Annotated in this window: 14 protein-coding genes, 1 tRNA gene and 5 pseudogenes; 10 read left to right on the plus strand and 10 right to left on the minus strand. The window is 69.4% G+C overall.

All coding sequences use genetic code 11. The features are described from left to right. Nucleotides 1–1,335 precede the first annotated feature (1,335 nt). The 5 genes and pseudogenes from DEJ15_RS00005 to DEJ15_RS00020 form a co-directional block, all read right to left on the minus strand. Nucleotides 1,336–1,809, minus strand: a complete 474-nt coding sequence (locus tag DEJ15_RS00005; protein WP_181419451.1) for a hypothetical protein — start codon at nucleotides 1,807–1,809, stop codon at nucleotides 1,336–1,338. 775 nt (nucleotides 1,810–2,584) lie between these two features. After that, the gene (locus tag DEJ15_RS00010; RefSeq protein ID WP_110824131.1) at nucleotides 2,585–2,986 is read right to left on the minus strand and encodes a hypothetical protein; all 402 of its coding nucleotides are present in this window, start codon (nucleotides 2,984–2,986) and stop codon (nucleotides 2,585–2,587) included. 389 nt (nucleotides 2,987–3,375) lie between these two features. Continuing rightward, nucleotides 3,376–4,059 (minus strand): RHS repeat-associated core domain-containing protein, encoded by a 684-nt coding sequence (locus DEJ15_RS17150; RefSeq protein ID WP_349814759.1) that lies wholly within the window; start codon nucleotides 4,057–4,059, stop codon nucleotides 3,376–3,378. Nucleotides 4,060–5,158: 1,099 nt separating this feature from the next. Then, nucleotides 5,159–8,377: pseudogene (locus tag DEJ15_RS00015) on the minus strand (DUF6531 domain-containing protein); the annotation flags it as partial. 182 nt (nucleotides 8,378–8,559) lie between these two features. Then, entirely contained in the window at nucleotides 8,560–8,841 is a 282-nt protein-coding gene (locus tag DEJ15_RS00020) for a pyrophosphorylase (RefSeq protein ID WP_110824133.1), read from the minus strand. Between the two features lie 211 nt (nucleotides 8,842–9,052). Here DEJ15_RS00020 and DEJ15_RS00025 point away from each other — a divergent pair. The 7 genes and pseudogenes from DEJ15_RS00025 (at nucleotide 9,053) to pstB (ending at nucleotide 16,846) form a co-directional block, all read left to right on the plus strand. Continuing rightward, nucleotides 9,053–11,220 (plus strand): annotated as a pseudogene (locus DEJ15_RS00025) (RNA degradosome polyphosphate kinase). Next, a pseudogene (locus DEJ15_RS17155) lies at nucleotides 11,121–11,546 on the plus strand (NUDIX hydrolase); the annotation flags it as partial. The pseudogenes DEJ15_RS00025 and DEJ15_RS17155, both read left to right, overlap by 100 nt. 178 nt (nucleotides 11,547–11,724) lie before the next feature. After that, on the plus strand, nucleotides 11,725–12,165 hold the full coding sequence (locus DEJ15_RS17160) for a SixA phosphatase family protein (protein ID WP_349814760.1): 441 nt from the start codon (nucleotides 11,725–11,727) through the stop codon (nucleotides 12,163–12,165). A 500-nt stretch (nucleotides 12,166–12,665) separates the two neighbouring features. Continuing rightward, nucleotides 12,666–13,781 carry a phosphate ABC transporter substrate-binding protein PstS gene (gene pstS, locus DEJ15_RS00035; RefSeq protein ID WP_110824136.1) on the plus strand — a complete coding sequence of 372 codons (1,116 nt, stop codon included), beginning with the start codon at nucleotides 12,666–12,668 and terminating at the stop codon, nucleotides 13,779–13,781. Nucleotides 13,782–13,942: 161 nt separating this feature from the next. Next, on the plus strand, nucleotides 13,943–14,893 hold the full coding sequence (gene pstC / locus DEJ15_RS00040; RefSeq protein WP_110824137.1) for a phosphate ABC transporter permease subunit PstC: 951 nt from the start codon (nucleotides 13,943–13,945) through the stop codon (nucleotides 14,891–14,893). Nucleotides 14,894–14,912: 19 nt separating this feature from the next. Further along, nucleotides 14,913–15,992, plus strand: a complete 1,080-nt coding sequence (gene pstA, locus DEJ15_RS00045) for a phosphate ABC transporter permease PstA (RefSeq protein ID WP_110824138.1) — start codon at nucleotides 14,913–14,915, stop codon at nucleotides 15,990–15,992. Between the two features lie 74 nt (nucleotides 15,993–16,066). After that, on the plus strand, nucleotides 16,067–16,846 hold the full coding sequence (pstB, locus tag DEJ15_RS00050) for a phosphate ABC transporter ATP-binding protein PstB (protein WP_110824139.1): 780 nt from the start codon (nucleotides 16,067–16,069) through the stop codon (nucleotides 16,844–16,846). A gap of 815 nt (nucleotides 16,847–17,661) precedes the next feature. Here pstB and DEJ15_RS00055 read toward each other — a convergent pair. From DEJ15_RS00055 to DEJ15_RS00065, 3 genes and pseudogenes are all read right to left on the minus strand, one after another. After that, entirely contained in the window at nucleotides 17,662–18,096 is a 435-nt protein-coding gene (locus DEJ15_RS00055; protein ID WP_502866131.1) for an anti-sigma factor, read from the minus strand. A gap of 434 nt (nucleotides 18,097–18,530) precedes the next feature. After that, nucleotides 18,531–19,118 (minus strand): annotated as a pseudogene (gene sigK, locus DEJ15_RS00060) (ECF RNA polymerase sigma factor SigK); the annotation flags it as partial. An 894-nt stretch (nucleotides 19,119–20,012) separates the two neighbouring features. After that, nucleotides 20,013–20,643: pseudogene (locus DEJ15_RS00065) on the minus strand (DNA-directed RNA polymerase subunit beta). A gap of 43 nt (nucleotides 20,644–20,686) precedes the next feature. Between DEJ15_RS00065 and DEJ15_RS00070 the strand changes: the two are divergent. The 3 genes from DEJ15_RS00070 to DEJ15_RS00080 all read left to right on the plus strand — a co-directional run bounded on the left by DEJ15_RS00070 (nucleotide 20,687) and on the right by DEJ15_RS00080 (nucleotide 22,203). Beyond that, nucleotides 20,687–20,759 (plus strand) — tRNA-Lys (locus tag DEJ15_RS00070). A gap of 462 nt (nucleotides 20,760–21,221) precedes the next feature. Further along, the gene (locus DEJ15_RS00075; RefSeq protein ID WP_284175335.1) at nucleotides 21,222–21,722 is read left to right on the plus strand and encodes a TetR family transcriptional regulator C-terminal domain-containing protein; all 501 of its coding nucleotides are present in this window, start codon (nucleotides 21,222–21,224) and stop codon (nucleotides 21,720–21,722) included. A gap of 160 nt (nucleotides 21,723–21,882) precedes the next feature. Further along, complete coding sequence (locus DEJ15_RS00080) at nucleotides 21,883–22,203, plus strand: hypothetical protein (RefSeq protein ID WP_110824144.1); 321 nt, start codon at nucleotides 21,883–21,885, stop codon at nucleotides 22,201–22,203. Nucleotides 22,204–22,390: 187 nt separating this feature from the next. On the opposite strand, the gene DEJ15_RS00085 is transcribed toward DEJ15_RS00080, so the two are convergent. Both DEJ15_RS00085 and DEJ15_RS00090 read right to left on the minus strand, forming a co-directional pair. Further along, a complete protein-coding gene (locus DEJ15_RS00085) occupies nucleotides 22,391–23,191 on the minus strand; it encodes an aldose epimerase family protein (protein WP_284175336.1) in 801 nt (266 codons plus the stop codon). Next, on the minus strand, nucleotides 23,188–24,033 hold the full coding sequence (locus tag DEJ15_RS00090) for a DeoR/GlpR family DNA-binding transcription regulator (RefSeq protein WP_110824146.1): 846 nt from the start codon (nucleotides 24,031–24,033) through the stop codon (nucleotides 23,188–23,190). Before DEJ15_RS00090 ends, DEJ15_RS00085 begins: the two co-directional genes overlap by 4 nt. Nucleotides 24,034–24,043 lie beyond the last annotated feature (10 nt).

Below are 24,043 nucleotides of genomic sequence, written 5' to 3' on the forward strand. Positions count from 1 at the left end.
CCGCAGGCGTGCAGACCCTTGACCGATCTTGACGTCGTAACGCTCCCCCGCCCACGACTCCAGATGCTTTCTCCTCGGCTGCCTCGGCGGTGAGCCCTCCACTCAATACAAGCGTTCCACAATCCGGTGACCGGTACTCCACCTGGTTGGACGATGTGCCAACTCCCTGCAACGACCGACTTGAAGCGGAGCCGGCGTAGGCCGCCGTCACCTTGCAGTTGATCGTCGTGATGTGTGCGCGGTCGTAGTTCTCGAGCATCGCCGGCCCGATCGCGAACACGAAGAGCACGAGCATGAAGAGCGCCATCACGAGCAGCAAAACCAACCATCGCATCGGCCTCGACAACCTCCGCCCGCTGACCATCGACTGCCCGGAAAGCTCCACGTTTCCTCCTCTACTCGGTTACTCCCCTTGCCGTCGACTTCAGCGACGCGCCTCATGCACGTCGTCGATCAGGACACCGACCTTGCGTTCGCCTGCATGACCATAATCACCACGACGAACACCAATCGTCGCCGCTGACCTTTCCCGCTTCCGCTGTTCACCGCGTCCGGCGCTAGTGCACCTTCACGACCGCTGGAGTTCGCAGGACGCGAAGCACGCTTCGGAAGGACGCCTCTCCCATCTCGAACTCGTACTGCTGCCCGGCTCGAACTTCCGTGCGATCACATTGCGGTTCTTCGCAGTCACTCCACTTCGCACGACGAGCGCCCCGCGACAGACGGAGCGCACCACCACCCGGTCGTAGGACACTCCACGCCCCTCCCCGAGGTGGATGACCGCACCCCGCCCTCTGCTGAGATGACCCTGCCTCGCACGGCGATCGGATGTGTCCGGTCCCAGGCAGAGCCCCCGACTTGCACCACCAGGATCATGATCGGCATGAGCGCGAAGCGCCAGAACCCGGATCGCGCGCCTTCGCTTCGTGCTCCTCGTCGGAGGAACACCGTCAGGCACCCTGGTCCCACCATTCCTTATTCGTCGCCCGGCCGTCTTCAGTCAGCGGCTCCGTCGGTGACGCTACGCATCCCAAATGCAAGGGTCAGGGCCAGGGCAGGGCGAAGAATACGACCACGATCCCTGAGTTCCAGATTGCCGCGATCCGGGCCGTCCGGGCCATCTGGCTCGTTAGTCGCCGACGGTGTGGACTCAGCCGCTGAACATCTCCCAGGCAGCGTCGCCGATACCTCGGACAGCGACGCCGGACGCATTCGAGCCCCAAAAAAAGCGACCCTGCTGCTGCGTACTGAACAGTCCGTCAGCGGTTTGTGGCTGCGTATGAGGCATCTTCCCCAACTGTCGTCGGCTGTCACCCCTCGGCGGACGACGAGGGTTCAGGCTCGTTGGAAGTCCTGCACGAAGACCGCCTGACGGATGGTGTTCAGGAAGGGGTGCAGCCGGTACGAACCTGCACCGACATTGAACTTCCACGTCGTCCCGGGCGCGAAGCCGTCGGTGATTGATTCTTTGTTGTCCCTCGTCACGCCCCAGCGCAACGTCAACGTCCCGCAGCCAGAAGTCTCGATCACGACCTGATTGGTCGATGAACCGATGCCCCTGACCGAGTGCGACGAACCAACGCCGATCCGTGCCGAGAGCACTTTGCACGACACCTCGACCCGATGAGCCGCGTCGTAGACCTTCAGCGTGATCGGGCCGACGAAGATCACGAGCACTGGGACCAGGACGACCAGGACGACCAGGACGACCAGGACGACCAGGACGAGGATCCCGATCGCGACGAGACGATCACGTCGCTTCGAGCGACTCGGCTTCCCACTGGCATCGGTCTTCGTGAATACCGCCATGGTCGTTCCCCTCGCCGTTCGGATCAGCGGCGAACTGGGTGCAGCGGACCTGTTCGTCCGCTCGCGCCAGAGATCGCGCCGTTGATCCCGTCCTGCAGATAGTCTCGTGGATCCTTCCGAACGAGCACGTCGTTCACCACGCCGCCCGCCCCTCCCGCGACGTGGTCGACGACGGTGCTTCACCGGGCGACGTCCCGAGCCATGGCGTGGTCGCCGCTCTGGATGTGTCGTCCGGTGGGGATGGGAAGCCGGACCAAGCGGCGACCTCGGCGCAACAAGACATCAGCGCCTCGTCGCCTCTCGAGTACGAAGAGACCTGAGATGCCCTCCGAGCACTGCGCTGCCGAAAGCACTCAGGATGTAGCTGGGGATGAGGACCAACCAGATTCCGCCGATCTGGCGACTGATGAACATCAGAGCAATCATCGAGATCACCAGCACCGGCGTACCGATGCTCGCGCGGCAGAGATAAAAACCCCTCCGATGAAGATCAGACCGCCAGCGGCACCGGTCAGTGCGACGGGGAGAACGCCGCCAACGCGATCACCGACGGAAATAACGGGGAACAAGACTGCCGCCAGTACCGCAACAGATGCCAAAACGAGCGCACTTGACTGCTGGAAAGTGCCAGAGTCAAGCTTCGGACTCATCGTGCCGTTCCGATCCCGAAAATATCACGAATTGATCCTGGTCCCACCCCGGTCGCCACCCCAAGGTGGCCGACTTACTGAGTCGCTCAGCGCTTTCTCCTCGACTGAGCAGCGCTCCACTCGCTTCAAGCACGACGGTAGGAGAGCAACTCAGGCGAGGCCCCGAACAGCTTCAACAAACCGCGCACCTTGAGCGATCCATCCCCGGCCTCGAACTCGTACTCAGCTCCGGTCTCGAACCTGGATGCAACGTCGCGGCTGTTGTCCGCAGTGACGCCGGTGCGCAACACGAACTTGCCGCAATCGCTCGACTCGATGACGACTTGCGGGATGGACGCGCCGACCCCTTTCGCCGAGCGAGTGGAACCGGTGCTCGCTTTCGCGGAGGAGACCTCACAGGTCAACGTGACGTTGTGCGCGTTGTCGTATGACCGAAGCACCGCGGGGCCAGCGAGGAAGAACGCACTCACGAAGACGATCAGGAAAGCCCAGAGCAGGAACAATACCCATGCCTTGGTCTTCGACATCTTCCGTCTCGCTGCAGTCACCAATACGTCTCCCAAGAACTCGGTACGATCGCCCGTGCGTCCAGTTTGTCAGCCAGCGGAGTGAACGGGCTTCGTCGGCCCCTCCCCGCCGGACACAGCACCTCCGAAGAACGTTGTGCCGAAGTCCTGCGCGACACCGTCTCCGCCCGGGCGGACGGCCTCGTTCACGACAGCACCGACCCCACCGACGAAGCGGTCGGTGATGTCACCCGTCACGGCGTTCCACCGCGAGACGGCGCTGGGCAGCTCATGTCCGACCCATCCTTCGGGGACATCCGGGCCGATCGGCAGCTTCGAGACGAGAGGGCTGAGAGCGCTTGATGCAACGCTCGTTCCTGCGCCCACCCCGAACCCAGTCGCGGCGGCATTTACGTACCCCAAGGCGCTCTTGTCAGTGATCTGCGGGTCGATCGCATAGCTCCCGACGTTCGACGTTGCCCCCCGAAAGCCCCGACGCAACGGCAGCCCGACCTGTCGAGCCAATGGCTGTGGTCGCTGCTTGGCGGAGGGCAGGCTGCGAGATCCGAGCAATCTGCGGCGTGACGGCTTGCGTGATCTTCGGAGCCCACTGTGCAAGCTTCGCCGCGGCGCCACCGCCGACCGCCCCGGCGACTCCCCCCGATCACGGTGTCCAATCCGACCGCACCCCAATCAACCCTGCCGTCAGCTCCCTTGTTCGACTGGATCGAAAGCCCGCCGGAGAGGGCGGCTCCTGCACCAGCCGCCATCGCGATCGCGACGATTGGCCCGACCGGGGTCACCATCGACGCGATCGTCAGCCCGATCCCGACGCCGACCGCCACAGCTGCGATCTCGTCGGCGTGCTCATCCGCCCAGTCCTTGAGACCGCCCTGGTGCGCATCCCGGTACGCCTGCAGGTCCTTGTCCGTCGCCGGCCGCAGCCCGAGCGGGTCGACCGCGTGCAGCGGGTCGTTCCCCGCGTACGAGTAGGGGTTCCCCGACCACCCAGCTCCGACGACCGGCGCGAGCGGGTCCGTCGACAGGAAGCCCTTCGCCACGGGGTCGTACACCCGTGCCCCGAGCCACTCCATCCCCCCCGATGCTCAGGCTTCCGCCCGGGGTCAGCCCGACTCCGGACGGCAGCGCAGCGCCGCCGTCGATCCCGCTCGTCGATGCGAGGAGCGCCCAGGGATCGGTCGCGTCGGTCGCACGCGCCCCGCGCCAGTTCCCTGCTGTCCAGCTCCCGTCGACGGCGAGGATCCCGCCCGGGGCTTCCAGCACCGGCGTCGCGCCGACCGAGGTCAGGACCGGGACACCTGCTGCGGTGTCCCACCAGGTGTCGACTCCTCCGACTTCCGCGACCTCGCCCAGAGCGTCGGTCCACACCTCGAGCCGGCCGGTCTCGTCGTACGTCGCGTCCCGCTCGAAGACTCCGGCCAGGAACCCGAGGTCCGACCAGGCGTACTCGGTGGTCGAACCGTCCGGAGCAGTCCGCCGGACGCGCCGTCCGAGTCCGTCGTGCACGTACTCGGTCCGCGCACCGTCAGCACCGGTGGTGGCGACGAGTTGCCCGGCAGCGTCGTACTCGTGCCGGAGTTCCGCATCGTCGACGGTCTCGGCGACGAGGCGTCCTGCTGCGTCGTACCGCCAGGTCCGACCACGGCCGCCGTCGTCGAGTGCGCTGACGAGTTGCGCCGCGGCGTCGTGGACGTAGGTCCGGTGACCGTCCGCGCCGGTGATCGCCGCGATGCGGTCGTCCTCGTCGTGGTCGATGCGGGTCGTCGTGCCACCCTCCGGCGTGGTCACGGTGTGTTCGACGAGCGACCCGCGCTCGTACGACCACGACTGGACGACGTCACCGGTCGAGGCCTGGACGATGCGCCCGAGGGTGTCCAGGGTGAACGCGGCGGGCGCGAGTCCTTCCCGTTCGACGCCGACGACGCGGCCGGCGGCGTCCCTGCGCCATGTCGTGCGGTTGCCGTCGGGGTCCGTACGGGCAGCACGACGGCCGTCGACGTCGTACTCCCAGGACATCGCCTGCCCGCCCCGGCTCCGCCGGACGAGCAGACCCCGCCGGTCGAAGCACAGCTCGTGCTCGATGTCCCGACCAGGGCCACGCGTGTGGTCGGTGACGACGACGGTCCGTCGAGCTCTGTCGTGCGCGGTCTCCGCCACGAGGGCGCCGTCCACAAAGATCCGCTGTTCACGTCCTGCTGCGTCGTACGCCCACTCGACGACCCCGCCGTCGGGGTCCGTCTGCTGGATGCGGCGACCGGCGTCGTCGAGTCGTGCGGTGGTCGTCCTGCCCAACGGATCCGTGATGCCGATCAGCCGTCCGGCAGCGTCGTAGGCGTACCGGGTGACACCACCCACCGGGTCGGTCGCGCTGGTCAGGCGCCCGTCGGCGTCGTACGTGTAGGCGGTCACTCCGCCCAGGCCGTTCTCGGCCTCGACGAGCTGGCCCGCGGCGTCGTAGCGGAACCGACGTCGACCGTGACGTGCGTCGTGGACGGAGACGAGCCTCCCGGCCGCGTCCCAGCGGTAGCGAGCCGTTCCTTCTCCGGGTGCGGTCCGCGCGACGACGCGTCCGACGACGTCGTACTCGATGCGCTCGACGTCACCCGTCGGCAAGATCCGCGCGACGACCCGTGAGTCTGCGTCGTAGGTGATCGTCGTCCGCGCCCCGAGTGGGTCGGTGGCGGCCGAAGGCCGGCCACAGGCGTCGTACTCGTAGGTCGTCCGCCCACCGCTCGGCGACGTGATCGCGCTGATCCGGCCACTCGGGTCGCGCTCGATACGGGTGAGGCCACCCTCACCGTCCACCAGCTCGACCGGTCGGCCACAAGCGTCGTACGTCACGAGTTCGGAACCGGTCTCGTCGGACGTCACCTCGACGGGCCGTCCGAACTCGTCGGACCGGACGGTGGTCGTCGCGAACGCGTCCGACAACGTGGAGATGCCAGTGGCCGGGTCCTCCGAGAACTCCTTGCGGACTCCGGTGGGGTCGGTCACGGCGTGCAGGTCGCCGTTGACCCCGTACTCCCGGCGCCACACTGCGCCGGTGGGGTCGACGACGGACTGGAGGCGCGACAAGGCGTCGTGCGCGAAGGTCCAGGACGCGCCGCTCGGCAGGGTGACCTGCAGCGGGTTGGCCTGGTCGTCGTAGGTCCGGCGGGTGGTCCGTCCGAGCGCGTCGGTCGTGGAGGCGAGTTCACCGTCCGCCCCGTAGGCGAGGACGGTCCGCGCATCGATCGGGTCGGTCACGGCGCTGACGCGTCCACCCGCGGTGTACTCGACCGTCCACGTCGCGCCGTCGGGGTCACGGCGAGCGACGACCTGACCGGCGGCACCGTAGCGGTACTCCGTGCGGGCGCCGGTGGGGCTGATGGTCGCGACGGCGTGACCGGCGGCGTCCCGCTCGATCCGTGCGACGTGCCCGGCAGCGTTGGTCACGGCGACGAGCTCGCCCGACGCGTCGTGGTCGAGGCTGAGCGTGACACCGGTGGGGTCGACGACCCGGAGGAGCAGGCCGTGGTCCCACGTGAGTTCGGTTCGTCCGCCCATCGGGTCGATGACGACCGACGGGTCACGCTCGTCACCGTCGTACTCGTACGTGACGACGCTGCCGCTCTCCGTGACCACGGTCGTGACGCGGTCGGCGTCGTCGTAGCCGTACGTCAGGTCCCCACCGGTCGGCGTGACCGTCCGCGTACGGCGGCCTCGCGCGTCGTAGGCGTGCACGGTGACCGAACCGTCGCGTTCCGTCGCTGACACGAGGTTGCCGTGCGGGTCGTAGCTCATCGACTGTCGACGGTCATCCGAGTCGATGATCCCGACGAGTCGACCCTTCGGGTCCGCGATCCAGGCGTTCGAACGCGTCCCGTCCTGGTCGGAGACCACGGTCACGCGGCCGGGGAGGTAGGCGAACCGGACTCGGCGGCCGTGCGGGCTGGTCTGCTCGACGACACGACGCTGCGCGTCGTACACGTTGTCGACCTCGAGCACGCCGTCGGCACTCGTGACCGTCACGATGAGGTCGTCCTCGTCCCAGCCGTACGTCCTGGTCCCGAGCGGGGTCGCGGCCGAGACCAGGCGCCCTCGGTCGTCGTACCCGTACTCCACCCGACGTCCGTCGGAGGCCCGCAGCACGGCGACACGACCGTCGACGTACTCGATGTCCACGAAGCGACCGCGTTCGTGGCGGAGACGCACGACGGCGTCGGAAGCGTCCCGTTCCACCGCCACGGCTGTTCCGGGTCCGGCGCTCTCGCCGACCCAGAGACCAGTCGGGGTGAAGTCGATACGACCACCCTCGTTGTCCCGCACGACCAGGAGGTCTGCCTCCGTCGTGAGCCACCGGTTCTCGCCGACGCCGCGCGCCCAACCGGTGCCGGCCCGGGGGAAGCGGACGAGCCGGCCGTCGGCACCGACGAAGGACGCGCCCTCGTCGTCGAGGAGCAGGCGGGTCTCGAGGACGGACGCCCACCCCGGGCCGAAGACCCCGACCCGCTGGTCGAGGGAGTTGTACATGCGCGAGACCCTGAGGGACGCGGATGCGCCGTCGAAGGAGAGGTCGAGCTCTGGCTCGAGGAAGTTGCCGGTCGTCGTGTTGACCGGGTCCATCGAGTAACCGGTCGTCGGCTGCGCGCCGTAGGCGGTGGGCGGATCGATCTGCAGGTCGGTCCGGTTGGCCGACACGCCCGCGGCCTGCAGAGCTGCGCCGAGCGCTGCGTCGGACACGGTCGAGACCGCGCCTTCACCCCCGGCGGCGGCGAAGGCGTCGGCGATGGTCTTCGCCCAGGCGACGTCCTGGTCGTTGGCTGCGAGCCACCGCTCGAAGCCGGTGACGAGCCCGTCCGCGTTGATCGTGCCCCAGGAGCACAGGGACGCGAAGTCGGACAGCTTGCCCCGGAGCAGCCCGGGCTTCCCGGACAGCTCGGAGTTCAACGACGCCGAGCCCGTGGCGAAGGACCGGAGGTCTTCCGGCTTCGCGGACGACGTCCCGCCCCCGCCGCCGCCGGAACCCGGGGAAGGCGTCTGCCTCGGCTTCGGCTGCATCTCCGCGGGGCCGAACGGAGGCGCGGGCTTGTTCTCGATGTCCGGCGGGTTCCCGGTGCCGAACGTGTCGTCCCACCACTTCTCGAACCCGTTGCGTTCAGCCTGCTGCTCCTGCCACTCACGGGCCTGGCGACGCCGTTCGCGTTCTTCTGCGGCGAGCTTCTTCATCTGGTCGACCCACCCCGCGACCGTGCGCATCAGGTCTGAGAGGGTCGTACCGTCGCTCTTCGCGATCGTCGCGTTCTCGGTGAACAGCTGCGAGAAGTGGCCGCGGAACTCCTGCGAGGCCGTCGACACGTACGACTGACGACTCCCGATCTGACCGTCGATCGCACTCGCCGCGCCGCGCATGGCGCTGGCGAGCGCATCAGCGGTGGCGTCGTCGAACTCGATCGGATCGGTGTTGGCGTGCAGCTGTCCTGACACGGTTGTCGTCCCCCCCGGAAGAAGTGGTGCTGGTCGTGATGGTCCGCGTCGAACGCGGGAACCCGGGCCGTCGAACCAGTCGACGACCCGGGCGTTGTCGGTCGGTGTTACGCGCCGCCACCCGCGGTGAAGATGTCCTGCGAGATCTTGTCGAGCTGCGTGCGGAGCTGCTCGAGCTCCGTCTTCGCCTTGTCCAGCGCAGCCTTGGTCTCCGGCCACGTCGAACCACGGAAGTTCGACGCCAACGGGCCGTCCCACACGTTCGAGTCGGACAGGATGCGCCCCTGCGCATCGAGCTGCGAGATCTGGTCCGTGAACCCACCGTTCACGATGGACTGGATCTGACGGATGGCGGTCTTCGCCTGCTCGGTCGAAAGCACACGCGACATGGTGAACCCCTCTTCTCTTCGTACCTGCACCCCCCGCGCAGAAGATCCCCCCGGAGGCTCTGACGCGCACCACCATACCGAGTCGTCCACCCGCTCGTACCCTCCTGTGCACAGCTGATCCGCCGTCCCGACGACTGCCCGTTCACCCTCTGTCTCCACAGGCGCAACCCGGGCCGCTCCCGGTGCAGGGTGCTGGTGGCAGGATGTGGCCATGGACACCGAACCGCAGCTGGACGGCGACTCCGTCGCGAACGACCTCGACGACTTCGACGAGGTCGTGGAGATCGAGCACGAGTCGCTGCCCTCGGACCGGTACTTCGACCGTGAGCTCAGCTGGCTCCGCTTCAACCAGCGCGTGCTCGAGCTCGGTGAAGACCGGACGCAGCCGCTGCTCGAGCGTGCGAACTTCCTCGCGATCTTCGCGTCGAACCTCGACGAGTTCTTCATGGTCCGCGTCGCCGGCCTGAAGCGCCGCATCGACACCGGCATCGCGGTCCCCACCAACGTCGGTCGCGCGCCGAGCGACGTCCTGCGCGACATCGCGATGAAGGCGCACGAGCTGCAGGAACGGCACGCCAACGCCTTCATCGGGTCGCTCAAGCCCGACCTCGACGCCGCCGGCATCCACGTCGAGCACTGGTCCGACCTGGGCGAGGACGACCGCCTGCGGATGCGTGAGTACTTCAGCGAGCAGATCTTCCCGGTGCTCATGCCGCTCGCAGTCGACCCGGCACACCCGTTCCCCTACATCTCCGGCCTCTCGCTCAACCTGGCGGTGCGGGTGCGCAACCCGAAGTCGCAGCGGCAGGAGTTCGCGCGCCTCAAGGTGCCGCAGAACTACCCGCGCTTCATCAAGCTCCCGGACGACAACTCGGGGCGGCTGCGCTTCATCCCCCCTCGAAGACCTCATCGCGAACCACCTGCCGGACCTGTTCCCGGGCATGGAGGTCCTCGAGCACCACGTGTTCCGCATCACCCGCAACGAGGACGTCGAGATCGAGGAGGACGAGGCCGAGAACCTCATCCAAGCACTCGAGCGAGAGCTCCTCCGCCGTCGCTTCGGTCCGCCGATCCGGCTCGAGATCACCGAGGACATGGACCCGGTGACGCTCGACCTCCTGGTGCGCGAACTCGACATCACCGAGCAGGAGGTCTACCGCCTGCCGTCGCCGCTCGACCTCGGCGGGCTGTTCGAGATCGCCAAGATCGCCCGTCCCGACCTGCACTACCCGCGTCACGTCCCGACGACCCCGGTGCAGTTCCAGCCGGGCGAACCGAACACGAAGCCCGACCTGTTCCGCGCGATCGCCGCGCGCGACGTCCTGGTCCACCACCCGTACGAGTCCTTCGCGACCAGCGTGCAGGCGTTCCTCGAGCAGGCCGCAGCCGACCCGAACGTCCTCGCGATCAAGCAGACGCTGTACCGCACGTCGGGCGACTCCCCCCATCGTCGAGGCCCTCATCGACGCCGCAGCTGCCGGTAAGCAGGTCCTCGCCCTGGTCGAGATCAAGGCGCGCTTCGACGAGCAGAACAACATCACGTGGGCCCGCAAGCTCGAGAAGGCCGGCGTGCACGTCGTCTACGGCCTGGTCGGGCTGAAGACGCACTCCAAGCTGGTGCTCGTCATCCGCCAGGAGGGCGGGACGCTCAAGCACTACAGCCACATCGGCACGGGCAACTACAACCCGAAGACCTCGCGGATCTACGAGGACATGGGCCTCTTCACCGCGGACGACACGGTGGGCAAGGACCTGACGCGCCTGTTCAACGAGCTGTCGGGCTACGCCATCGAGAAGAAGTTCAAGCGACTGCTGGTCGCGCCGCTGCACCTGCGGAAGGGGCTGGTCAAGCGCATCCAGACAGAGGCGCAGAACGCCCGCGACGGGAAGCCCTCGGGCATCCGCATCAAGGTCAACTCGATGGTCGACGAGCAGATCATCGACGCGCTCTACCTGGCGAGCCAGGCCGGTGTCCCCGTCGACGTCTGGGTCCGCGGGATCTGCTCGCTGAAGCCCGGACTCGAAGGGGTCAGCGAGACCATCCGCGTCCGGAGCATCGTCGGACGGTACCTGGAGCACTCCCGGGCCTTCGCGTTCCACAACGACGGCGACCCGGTCGTCTTCATCGGCAGCGCAGACATGATGCACCGCAACCTCGACCGTCGCGTCGAAGCCCTGGTGCGGCTCACCGCTCCCGCGCACATCGACGAGGTCCAGGGGATGTTCGACCTGGCGATGGCCGAGACCACCAGTTCGTGGCACCTGGAGTCGGACGGCGAATGGACCCGCCGCTCGACGGACGAGGACGGTCGACCGCTCGACGACGCCCAGAACGTGCAGATGCGGACGATCTCGGCGCGGAAGCGCTCGACGCGGTGAGTGGAGGGCAGGCAGGCCCGGTCGTCGCGGCCGGGGCCGTGGTGTGGCGCGAGCAGGACGGCGTCCCGCTCGTGCTCCTCATCCACCGGGAGCACCACAAGGACGTCTCGTTCCCCAAGGGCAAGGTCGACCCGGGCGAGAGCGTGCCGGAAGCAGCGGTCCGCGAGATCGACGAGGAGACCGGGTACCGCGTACACCTCGGCGCTCCCCTCGGTCGCGCCGAGTACGTCCTGCCCAGCGGACGCGACAAGGTCGTGCACTACTGGTCGGCGCGGGTGAGCCGGAAGGAGTTCGAGCGGGCGGGGGTCTTCCGCCCGAACGACGAGGTGGCCGCCGTCGAGTGGGTGTCGATCGACGACGCCCGCGCGCGGCTCACCTACGAGCGGGACGTCGCGATCCTCGAGCGCTTCGCCGAGCGCGCGGCGGCAGGCGAGCACGACACCTTCGCCCTGATCGCCCTGCGGCACGCGAAGACCGTCCCCGGTTCGGACTGGGACGGGCCCGATGCGACCCGCCCCCCTCCTGCCGGTCGGACGGGCACAGGCGAAGTCCGTGGCGGCGCCGGTCGCGGCGTTCGGTCCGAAGAAGATCGTCAGCAGCACTGCCGCGCGGTGCCTCGCGACCGTCGAGCCGCTGTCCTCCAGGACGAAGCTCGGCGTCTCGAACACCGCCGACATCAGTCAGGACGCGCACGAACGTGGCACCGCCGACGTCAAGGGCGTCGTACGGAAACGCCTCGACAAGGGCAAGTCCGCGGTGCTGTGCTCGCACGGCCCCGTGCTGCCGGACATCATCTCCCGGATCGCGAACGACACCGCCGACGACCGGGCGCGGTTCGACCTCCGCCGGGCCGCCATGCTCTCGGTCGGGGACTTCGCCGTCATGCACATCGCCGGCCGCAAGCTCGTCGCGGTCGAGACGCACCGCAACACCGTCAGCGCCTGACGAAAGGCCCGAGCAGCCCGTCAGCGAGGAGTCCGCCGCCCGATCGGCGAGCCCGGCCGTCCGGCGGCCCGGCCACCGCCAGGACGTGCAGCCCGTCAGGACGGATGACCCGGAACCGGGCCGTCCGACAGGACGGGCAGCCTGGAACCAGCCGTCCGTCAGCACGGGCTGCCACCCGGCCGGGCCGTCGGGAAGCCGAAGAGATCAGCATGGCAGGACCCGCGTCCGGCACGGACGCCGACCATCGGGACCCACCTCAGCCGGTGACAGGCCCGCGGTGTCCCCCCGAGCCTCCCGGCCGGAGGGCAGCGTGCCCCTGATCCTGCCCGTGCACGCCGACCCGCGTCCGCCGACCCGCACCGGGTGAACCCCGCGTTCACCTCCCGTTCACCGGAGAGCGTCATCCCGGTCACCTCTCGTCCCTACAGTCGCTCCCGGGTCAGCACCGGCCCGGGGACCACACAGCGGTCCCACTGCACTCACCTCCCGAAGGGACCCCTGTGAACATCAAGCGAATCGGCTCGGTCGCGGCAATCGCGATCGCCGGCGCCGTCGTGCTCTCCTCCTGCGCGGCGAACGAGGACGCGGGCAACGGCGGATCGTCGTCGCCCTCCGCCGCCTCGGGTGTCGACTACTCGAAGCTCTCCGGCACCCTCACCGGCTCGGGCTCCTCCGCGCAGCAGACCGCCGAGGCCACCTGGGCCGCCGGCTTCCAGGAGCAGGCTTCCGGCGTCACGGTGAACTACACGCCCGACGGCTCCGGTGCCGGGCGCGAGAACTTCATGTCGGGTGCCGCTGACTTCGCCGGCTCCGACGCCGCGCTGAAGGAAGAGGAGCTCTCCGGCGAGTTCAAGAACTGCGCCGCGGACTCCAAGGGCATCGACATCCCCGTCTACATCTCCCCGATCGCGATCGCCTACAAGGTCGACGGCGTCTCGGACCTCACCCTCGACGCGAAGAGCATCGCGGGCATCTTCTCCGGCAAGATCACCAAGTGGAACGACGACGAGATCGCCGCGCTGAACGACGGTGTCGACCTGCCGGACTCGAACATCACGGTCGTCCACCGTTCGGACGACTCGGGCACCACACAGAACTTCTCCGAGTACGTCTCCGCGAACGCCGGTGACGTGTGGACCGAAGAGCCCAGCCAGACCTTCCCGTACGAGGTCGGCGACAGCGCGAAGGGCACCTCCGGTGTGGCCTCGGCGATGCAGGGCGCCTCGAACGCGATCACCTACATCGACGACTCCGGCGCCGGTGACCTCGACAAGGCCAAGCTCATGGTCGGCGACACGGCCACCGAGCTCTCGGCCGAGGGCGCTGCCCAGGTCGTCGCCGACTCCGACGTCGCCACGGGCCGCGAGGAGAACGACCTCGCGATCGACATCGACCGCAAGGACACCGCTGAGGGTGCCTGGCCGCTCGTGCTCGTCTCCTACGCCATCGCGTGCCAGGAGTACGAGGACAAGGACAAGGCCGACCTCGTGAAGGCGTACCTCGGCTACGTCGTGTCCGAGGACGCGCAGAAGGCCGCGGCGACGGAGGCCAAGTCGGCCGCCCTGTCGTCCGACCTCGCGGAGAAGGCCGCAGCGGCGGTCGCCTCCATCAAGTAAGTCCCGCTCGCGCCCGGACGCCGGTCCCACCCACCTGACCGGCGTCCGGGCTCTCGCCCGTCCCGACGCGAGCCGCCTCCGCGCCCGTCGCGATCCCCACGAACCACCTCTCCCCCCGAACCCTCGCGCTCACCCCGACGCGATCCTCCGACAGGAGCTCCATGACGACCGCACCGGTCCGAGACCAGGACACCGCCACCCCGTCGAAGCCCAAGGCCGTCGTCCGCATCGGCGATCGGGTGTTCTCCACCGCCTCCGTCGTGGCGGGCAGTCTCATCCTCTTCGTCCTCGCGCTCGTCGCGGCGTTCCTCATCTGGCAGAGCCTCCCTGCGTTCTCGGCGAAGGCCGGCGACCTGCCGAACGACGCCGCGAACTTCTGGGACTACGTCGGCCCGCTCGTCTTCGGCACGGTGTGGTCGGCGTTCCTGGCGCTCGTCATGGCCGTGCCGCTGTCGCTCGGCATCGCGCTCTTCATCTCGCACTACGCGCCGCGCCGCCTGGCACCGGTGCTCGGGTACGTCATCGACCTGCTGGCCGCGGTCCCGTCGGTCGTCTACGGACTGTGGGGCATCGTGGTGCTGGCACGGTTCGTCCGCCCGTTCTACGAGTTCCTCAACGAGCACTTCGGCTGGATCCCGCTGTTCTCCGGTCAGGTCTCCGGGACCGGGCGCACCATCCTCACCGCGTCGATCGTCCTCGCGGTCATGGCGATCCCGATCATGACCGCCGTCATGCGCGAGATCTTCTTGCAGGCGCCGACCCTGAACGAGGAAGCGGCCCTGGCCCTCGGCGCGACGCGCTGGGAGATGATCCGGATGTCGGTCCTGCCGTTCGCCAAGTCCGGCATCGTGTCCGCGATCATGCTCGGGCTCGGTCGTGCACTCGGCGAGACGATGGCGATCGCGCTGGTCCTGTCGGTGTCGACGAACATCACCTTCAACCTGATCGGGTCGCTCAACCCGTCGACCATCGCGGCGAACATCGCGCTGCAGTTCGCCGAGGCCTCGGGGACTGCGCTCAACGCCCTGGTCGCCTCCGGCCTGATCCTCTTCGTCATCACCCTGGTCATCAACATGCTCGCGCGGTACATCGTCCGCAAGCGAGTCTCCTGACGGGAAAGGTCGCACCCCGATGTCCCTCGCACTCCGTCAGCCCGCCGGCAACGTCTTCGCCAACGGGAAGCTCCACAAGTCCGTCCCGTGGCTGCTCCTCATCGGCAGCTGGGTCGCCCTCGGCCTGGTGTTCGCCCTGCTCGCCGCCAGCGGCGCCACGGAGGACTTCAACATCGTGGCCGCGGTCTTCCTCGGCACGGTCCTGTTCGACGTCCTCATCGTCGTCCTCTCCCGGATCGTCGAGGGTGGGCGGAAGGCCGTCGACCGGCTCATCACCTCGCTCGTCGTCACCGCCTTCGTGATCGCGGTGCTGCCGCTGATCTCCCTGCTCTACACGGTGCTCGCGAAGGGCCTGGCCCGCTTCGACGCCCAGTACTTCTCGTACTCGATGCGCGGGGTCATCTCCGAGGGCGGCGGCGCGGTCCACGCCCTCGTCGGCACCCTGGAGATCACGCTCTTCGCAGCGCTCATCAGCGTGCCGATCGGCCTCCTGACCTCCATCTACCTGGTCGAGTACGGCAAGGGTCCGCTCGCCCGAGGGATCACGTTCTTCGTCGACGTCATGACGGGCATCCCGTCGATCGTCGCCGGCCTCTTCGCCTACTCGCTCTTCGCGTTGATCCTCGGCCCGGGCTCGCGCTTCGGCCTGGTGGGCTCGATCGCCCTCGCGGTGCTGATGATCCCGATCGTCGTGCGCTCCACCGAGGAGGTCCTGAAGATCGTGCCGATGGAACTCCGCGAAGCCTCGTACGCGCTCGGTGTCCCGAAGTGGCTCACGATCGTGAAGGTCGTGCTCCCCACGAGCCTCGCCGGCATCACGACCGGTGTGATGCTCTCGATCGCCCGCGTCATCGGCGAGACCGCGCCGCTGCTCGTCACGGCCGGCTTCACCTCGAGCATGAACTACGACCTGTTCGGGGACCCGATGATGACGCTGCCGGTGTTCGCGTACACGCAGTACTCGCAGCAGGGCGCCAACCCGGTGCCGTTCGTCGACCGGGCCTGGACGGCAGCGCTGCTCCTCATCCTCATCGTGATGGTGCTCAACCTGCTCGCCCGCTTCATCACCCGCCTCTTCGCCCCGAAGCTCCCGCGCTAGCGCGGGACACCGGCATCCCCCCTCCACCCGACTTCCCGCCCCGGCGGTTCGACCACCCAACCAGAAGGATCCACGTGTCCAAGCGCATCGAGGTCGACGGCCTCAACGTCTACTACTCGAAGTTCAAGGCCGTCGAGGGCGTCGACATGACGATCGAGCCCCGCACCGTCACCGCCTTCATCGGCCCGTCCGGCTGCGGCAAGTCGACCTTCCTCCGCACCCTGAACCGCATGCACGAGGTCATCCCCGGTGCGTACGTCGAGGGTTCGGTCAAGGTGGACGGCGACGACCTGTACGCCCCCGGCGTCGACCCGGTCATCGTCCGTCGTCAGGTCGGCATGGTCTTCCAGCGCCCGAACCCGTTCCCGACGATGTCCATCAAGGACAACGTGCTGGCCGGCGTCAAGCTGAACAACAAGCGCATCTCGCGGTCCGAGGCCGATGACATCGTCGAGCGCTCGCTGCAGGGTGCCAACCTGTGGAACGAGGTCAAGGACCGCCTCGAGAAGCCCGGCATGGGCCTGTCCGGTGGTCAGCAGCAGCGTCTCTGCATCGCCCGCGCGATCGCCGTGCAGCCGGACGTGCTCCTCATGGACGAGCCGTGCTCAGCGCTCGACCCGATCTCCACCCTCGCCATCGAGGACCTCATCGAGGAGCTGAAGAAGGACTTCACGATCGTCATCGTGACCCACAACATGCAGCAGGCCTCGCGCGTCAGCGACAAGACCGCGTTCTTCAACATCGCGGGCACCGGTCAGCCCGGTCACCTCATCGAGTTCGACGACACCGCCACGATCTTCTCGAACCCGTCCGTCAAGTCGACCGAGGACTACGTCTCGGGTCGCTTCGGGTGATCAGCCGCCGGTCGGTCCGCTGACCACCAGCCGGGAGGCCCGGTGCACGTCCGCCACGGACGGCACCGGGCCTCCTGTCGTTGCGTCCACAGGCCCGGGCCCTGCGTCCCACGAGACACACCCGTTTGAGCGGCACGCCCCCCGTCGACACTCGACGCCCCCCGTCCCCACACGACGCCCCGTCTGCGCGGCACGCCCCGTCCCCACACGACGCCCCGTCTGCGCGGCACGCCCCGTCCCCACGCGACGCCCCCCGTCTGCGCGGCACGCCCCGTCCCCACGCGACGCCCCCCGTCTGCGCGGCACGCCCCGTCCCCACGCGACGCCCCCCGTCTGCGCGGCACGCCCCGTCCCCACGCGACGCCCCCCGTCTGCGCGGCACGCCCCGTCCCCACGCGACGCCCCCCGTCTGCGCGGCACGCCCCGTCCCCACGCGACGCCCCCCGTCTGCGCGGCACGCCCCGTCTGCACGACGCCGTCCCCACGGGACGCCCGCGTCTGCACGGCACGCCCCCGTCCGTACGAGACGCCCCCCGAGCGCAGCGAAGCGCCGCCGTTTTCGGCGGCGTCCGGCCCACTCGGCGGCGTCCGGCCCACTCCGGAGCGTCTGGCGCACTCGGCGGCGTCCAGCGCCCGGCGGCGTCCGGCTCACCCGGCGGAGTCCGGCTCACCCGGCGGCGTCCGACCCACTCGGCAGCGTCTCGCGTGCCTGGCGGCGTCTCGCCGCTCGGCGGACCGGCCGCACCACGAACGGACGGGAGGCTCCGCACCAGCTGGTGGGGAGCCTCCCGTCCGTGGCGCAGGTGCGCGGGCGCTCAGGCCTCCGACGTCGGCACGGCCACGACCGGCTCGGAGGTCGGCTGGTCCGACCCGCCCGCCGGCTCGACCGTGATGCCGATCGTGTCACCGGCGACCATGGTGCCGCGGAGCACCGCTGACCGAACGCCGCCGTCGACGTCGTGCATGAGCCCGGCTGCCTCGATGGTGCCGCCGGACTCCTGCGAGCCGATGTACCAGAGCTCGTAGGTCTTGCCCTTCGGCGCGGCCTTGACCCCGTCGAGGATGACCGCGGAGCGCCCGAGCTGCCCGGACCACACGACCGTGGCGGTCCCGCCGCCCTTGACCTTCGCCGAGCTGCGCTGGAAGTCCGGCGCCGCGTAGATCTGGTCGAGGCCGGAGGCAGCCTGCGTGGTGGCGGGGGGCGCCGCCGTCGTCCGAGAAGAGCGACGGGCCGACGCCGAGGCCGACACCGAGGAAGACGACGGCCACGGCGGCGGCGGCGCTGAGGGCGGCCGCGGGACGCTGGAACCAGCGGGCGCGGGCCTTCGTCGCGGCGCGACCGGAGTCGGAAGCGAGGTCGGCGACGGGCGCGGGCCGGGCCTCCTGGACGGGCTCGACGATGCCCTCCTCGTCGGAAGCTGACTGATCGAGCGCCGGCAGCTGCGGCGTCTGGGCGATCTTCGCCATGAGCGAGGCCTTGAGGTCGGCGCGGGGCGTGACCGGGGGGCACGGCGTAGGCGAGGGCGAGGGCGGTCTCGCGCAGCGAGTCGGCCTCGAGTCGGAGTTCGGGAGCGGTGCGGAGGGCCTGCTCGACCGAGTGGCGCTCCTCGTCACTGAGCGCGTCGAGGGCGTGGGAGCCGGTCATCAGCTCCGGGTCGTCGTGTCGTTCGGTCATGAGTTCACCCCCCATCTCGTCACGGAGTCGGATCATCCCGTCGCGGAGACGGGTCTTGACGGTGCCGATCGGCACCCCGAGTCGCTCGGCCATCTCGCTGTGCGAGAAGCCGCCGTAGTAGGCGAGTTGCACCGCCTGCCGCTGGAACTCGGTGAGTCGGGAGAGCGCCCGGCTGACGCGTTCGTGCTCGAGTCGGATCTCGACCGACTCGGAAACGGAGTCGAAGTCCGTCTCGAAGTCGCGGATGCCGATCTTCGTGTCCCGGTCGCGGGAGGACTGCGATGCCCGCACCCGGTCGACCGCTCGGCGGTGCGCCATCGTCAGCACCCAGCTGGCGGCACTGCCGCGGGCCTGGTCGAAGCGCGTGGCCTGCTGCCAGACCTCGAGGAAGACCTCCTGCGTGACCTCTTCCGACTGCGCCCGGTCCTTGAGGAGCCGCGTCACGAGTCCGAGGACCCGGCCGGACAGCTCGTCGTACAGGTCGGAGAACGCAGCCTGGTCGCCGGTCGCGACCCGGATGAGCAGGTCGTCCGCCGACACCGGTTCCGGGGCGGCGGGAGTCCAACCATCCATGTCGCCTTCCACGAGAGTGAGCATTGCAGGTTTTCCTCCTTCCCGGGTGGACGGCGTCCTCCGCGCGCACTGGACAGTGCGCTCGGCGACGGCGGTCGCGGTGGTCATCAGTCGGGTCCCGTTCGGATCGGGTGACGCAGCGGTCGCTACGCGGGTGGTGCCGTGTTCAGGTGCCGAGGCCCCGTGCGACCCACAGGGAATTGACCCGGGAGCGGGCCCGGGTCGCACGGGGACCTCGTGTGATCGTCGTGCGACGGTCACGCTGATGATTCGGCACCCTCGCGCCGTCGGTTTGGGTCAGGATCGCTTGGGATGTCCGCTGCGGTCGGCGGACAGTCTTGCGGGCGCCGCGGCGGTGGTCGGCGTGCTCTGGACGGGCGTCGGCCGCACCGCGCCGACGCGTCCGATGCAGGCCCGGATACGGGTGCTGACGGAAGGTCCGGTCACGGGTGCTGACGGGAGGCCCGGATGCGGCAACAGGCCGGGCACCGCGGGTGGGCGCGGGCTGGGCACCGCGAGTGGGTGCGGACCGGGCACCGCCACGGGGTGCGAGCGCGGCACCGCGACCGGTTGCGGGCTGGGAGCGCGAGCGGACCCGGAGCGCTGTCCACGGCGCGCGCGGTCGCGGATCTGTCCCCCCCCAGAGTGAACACCTGGGTACGGACGGGGAGGTGTCTCGTACACTTGATCTCGCCGGGCCGCAGCAAGCCCCGGGCTCCAATATTCGCCGCTCCGAGCGGCCTCGCGCCGAGAGGCGCTTCTGCGGCCCGGTCTTCTCATGTCCGGGCTCGGACCCGGGTGACCCGCGTCCGCCCGACGCGGCGGCGTCCTGACGGACGTCTCGACCGCCGAACGGTGCTCGTGTCCGTCACCGTGCAGTCCGACGACGCAGTGACCAGGCGGCTTGTCGGAGGGTGGTCAGTCCAGGCTGTCGCGACGCCACAGCGCCGCAGCGGCGGACAGGTCCTCGGCCAGCTCCGCGAGCCGGTACGCGCGCGTCGTCAGCGCCGATGCCCGCTCCTGGGCCGTGCGGTCCGAATCATCCGCGACCGAGGTCGCCCCCCGCGGCGGTCAGCCGCGCGAACGCGGCCCCGCGCTCGAGCGCCACCGCGAAGTCGCCCGTGTACAACCCGTGCAGGATCCGGTCGGACAGGGTGAGGATCTCCGCCGGGCCGGTCGGTTCCTCGGCACCCGCCACGGCCTGGTCGATCGTGCCGATGAGCTGCGTGCCGCGCTCGAAGAGGTAGGCGATCTCCTCGGGGTTCTGCCGGATGACGGTCCGCACCAGGTAGATGCGCCAGAGCGCACCCGGCAGGGTGTGTGCGCCGACGCGGGCCCACAGTTCGGCGATCGCGTCGATGCCGTGCACGTCCGTGTACGTGACCAGCCGCTCGACGACGGCGGGGTCCGGGTCCTCCCGCACGCGGTGGAGGAGCGCGTTCGCCGTGTCGTGCGCGACGCGGTTCACCAGCGCCGGGTCCTCACCGCCCTGGATGGCGGCGAACTCGGCGTCGGTGAACTGGACGGGTCGGTGGTGTTCACGAGGCACCGCGACAGTGTAGGCGCTGCTCTCCCGATACCCTTGGTCGCGAGGGCCTCTAGCTCAGTTGGTAGAGCACCGGACTTTTAATCCGAGGGTCGTGGGTTCGAGCCCCACGGGGCCCACCTCTGGTCGGGACGCCCACCGCCCTCTTCATCCGAGGGTCGTGGGTTCGAGCCCCACGGGGCCCACCTCTGGTCGGGACGCCCACCGCCCTCTTCATCCGAGGGTCGTGGGTTCGAGCCCCACGGGGCCCACCTCTGGTCGGGACGCCCACCGCCCTCTTCATCCGAGGGTCGTGGGTTCGAGCCCCACGGGGCCCACCTCCTCGTCGCCTCCCGTCCGACCGTGCCGCCCCGTTCTGGGGTCCGCGCCCGTCTCGCGAACGGGACATGATGCTCGTTGTGGGGGGTACCACGCCGCAGCGCGCCTGTGGTGTGGTGCTGTCATGCCCAGCGCCACCATGGACTCCGCACAGCACGACGACGTCTTCACCCGCACCCAGATCGTCGATGCGATGATCCGCGTACTCCACGAACTGCCCCTGCACGAGGTCACCCCCCGCTCGCGTCGCCGCAGAGGCCTCGATGAGCGTCGAGACGATGACCGGCTCGTTCCCGAGCTGGGACGGCCTCCTCCTCGCGAGCATCGACCGGTGGAACGATCAGCGCACGACGGGGCTGATGCCGATCGCCGCCGAGCTGGGCACGGTCCGGTTCCTCCGCGCGATCGTCATGAAGAACATCGAAGACCCGTCGCTCATGCGGTTCCTCACCGCGATGCTGAACATCGCCGCGGCACCGAACCACCCGCTCGCGCCGATGCTGCACAGCCGGTGGCGCCGGTTCCAGAGCTTCGTGCAGGAGTCCCTCGTGCAGGACATCACCGTCGGCCGCGAACCGCACACGATGGAGCCGGCTCGCGGTGCCGAGCAGCTGATCGCCACGTACGAGGGCCTGCAGCTGCAGTCGATGGTCCGTCCGGAGATGGACCTGCTCGAGTCCTTCGACCGAGCCGTGACGCGTCTCCGCGAGGGATGGTCCCGCGCCTACGTCCCGCCCGTGTGGGACCTCTCGCAGGCGAGCTGATCCCGGGGTACAGCTCGCCCCCCAGGTGATCCTTGGTCGCCGCACTGTCCACATCGGTGCCCCGCTCAGCAGTCTGTTGGATTCACCCGGATATGGTCGTTCTCGTTCCGCTCACCGCGGGACGTCAGCACTGAACGAACCACACCGAACGGGGTACACCGTGATCGAGCCCATCGACGCCACGCAGACCAGCTCCACCGGTGACGCGCGCCGCCTCGTGGAGCTCGCCGCCGCCACCGGGACGAGCATGAGCGACGAGCTCCTGTTGGACACCCTCCGACGCAACGCGAAGGTCAGCATCCGGCACATCCGTGCCGACTTCGCCGAGGTCGCGACCGGCACCGCCGTCCTCGGGTACGTCTGCCGACAGCGCAAGGACTTCCTCGCGCTGCGCGGTGACGACCCGGCATGGGCGCAGGAGATCGGCCGCTACCCGAGCGAGTCACTCGCGGTCGAGGCCCTGCGGATGCGTCGAGCCTGACCCGACCGCCGCAAGCGACCGGCCGGCCAGGCCGATCGCGTCACCCCGGTCAGGACCAGACGCGTCGGATCCCCCCACGAGCCGGTCCACGTCTCGTCGGCCTTGAGCCACCGCAACCCCTCCCCCCGAGTTGAGCGCGTCCGCGGGTGCGGTCATGGGCTCGACCGCCACGGCGAGCCCCTTCCCGTCACCGCGGGGGGAACTCGCGGGACGTGAAGACCTGCACGTAGGGGAACGACGCGTCCTGCCACAGCTCGACGCCGTCGCCCTCGGGCCCGTGCAGCGACGTCCGACGGATGCCGTCCGCGTCCGGCTGCACGTCCGTGTACGCCGTGTCCAGGTCCGCGTCACCGGCACGGAGCCCCTGGCGCAGGTCGACGTCCGTCCCCTCGACCGGGCGGGTGCCGTTCGGGATCTTCCGCTCGTCGACCGTGAAGGCGGTCGCGGCGTCGAGGCGGATCACCAGGTCCTCCGCCGGGGTGTCGCCGGCCCGGAGGTACGGGTGCGACCCGACCGCGAACGGCGCCGGGCGACCGGAGCGGTTCGTGATCGTGTGGGTGATGCGGATGCCGTCCTCCACGAGCTCGTGGTGCACACGCGTCTCGAGGGTGAACGGCCAGCCGTGCTGCGGGTGGATCGTCGCCTGCTGCTCGATCGACGACTCGGTCTGCTCGACGACGCGGTACGGCGCGAAGCGGAGCAACCCGTGCGAAGCGTTGCCGTACTTCGGCTCCGAGATGTCGAGCTGCTGCGCCGCCCCGTCCAGCTGCCACACGCCACCGGCCACGCGGTTCGGCCACGGCACGAGGACGATGCCGTTCGCCCCGGCCGGGGCCTCGCTCGCGGGGAAGGGCTCGGTGAGGTCGAACCCGGCGACCCGCAACTCGCGGATGCCGGCGGCGACCTCGGTGACGACGGCCTCGACGACGCCGTCGGGTCCCGCGTGCCGCAGGTGGTACTGACCGCCGGTGGGTGCCGCTGTGCTCATGGGTGCTGCTTCCTCTCCGATGTGCGGGTCGCGCCCGCTGGTCCGTCCGCGACCACCACGTGGACCCCGGCCGCCCGGATCCGGTCGACCGCGTCCGCGCTGGCTCCCGCGGTGACGACAACGTCGACGTCCTCCAGCGTGCTGACCACGCCGATGTCGGCCCGGCCGAACTTCGACCCGTCCGCGACCACGACGGTACGCCTGCCCGCCGCCGCGAGGACCCGCTTCGCCTCGGTCTCGGGCAGGTTCACGTTCGTCAGCCCGTGCTCGACGTCCAGCCCGGTCCCGCTGAGGAACACCAGGTCGGCGGACAGCATCGGCAGCACGGTGGCGTTGAAGGGCGCGACGAGCGAGTGCTGCATGGGCCGGAGCGTGCCACCGGTGACGACGACGGTGAAGCGCGGCACCGCCCGTTCGAGCGCAAGGGCGGTGGTGAGCGAGTTCGTCACGACGGTCAGGTCGACGAGGTCCTCGCGTGCGACGAGCGCCTCGGCGACGGCCGCCGGGGTCGTCCCGACGTCGAGGACGATGCACTGCCCGGAGCGCACGAGGTCAGCTGCGGCCCGGCCGATCGCGGCCTTCGCGGTGCTGTTCTCGACGGCCGTCACCTCGAGCGGACGCTCGCGTGAGCCGGCCCCGAGGCGGACCGCACCGCCGTGCACCCGGCGGATCCGGGCCTCCCGGTCGAGGGTGGCGAGGTCCTGCCGGACCGTCACCTCGCTCGTCCCCACCGCGGCGGCCAGGTCAGCGGTCCGGACCATGCCGCGGGCGCCGTCGAGGATCGCGACGATGCGCTCCTGGCGCAGCAGTGCGGGCAGCACGGGAGGCTCGTCGGTCGTCACGGGACGAGTT

The organism is Curtobacterium sp. MCJR17_043 (genome assembly GCF_003224315.2).
Taxonomy (GTDB): Bacteria; Actinomycetota; Actinomycetes; order Actinomycetales; family Microbacteriaceae; genus Curtobacterium.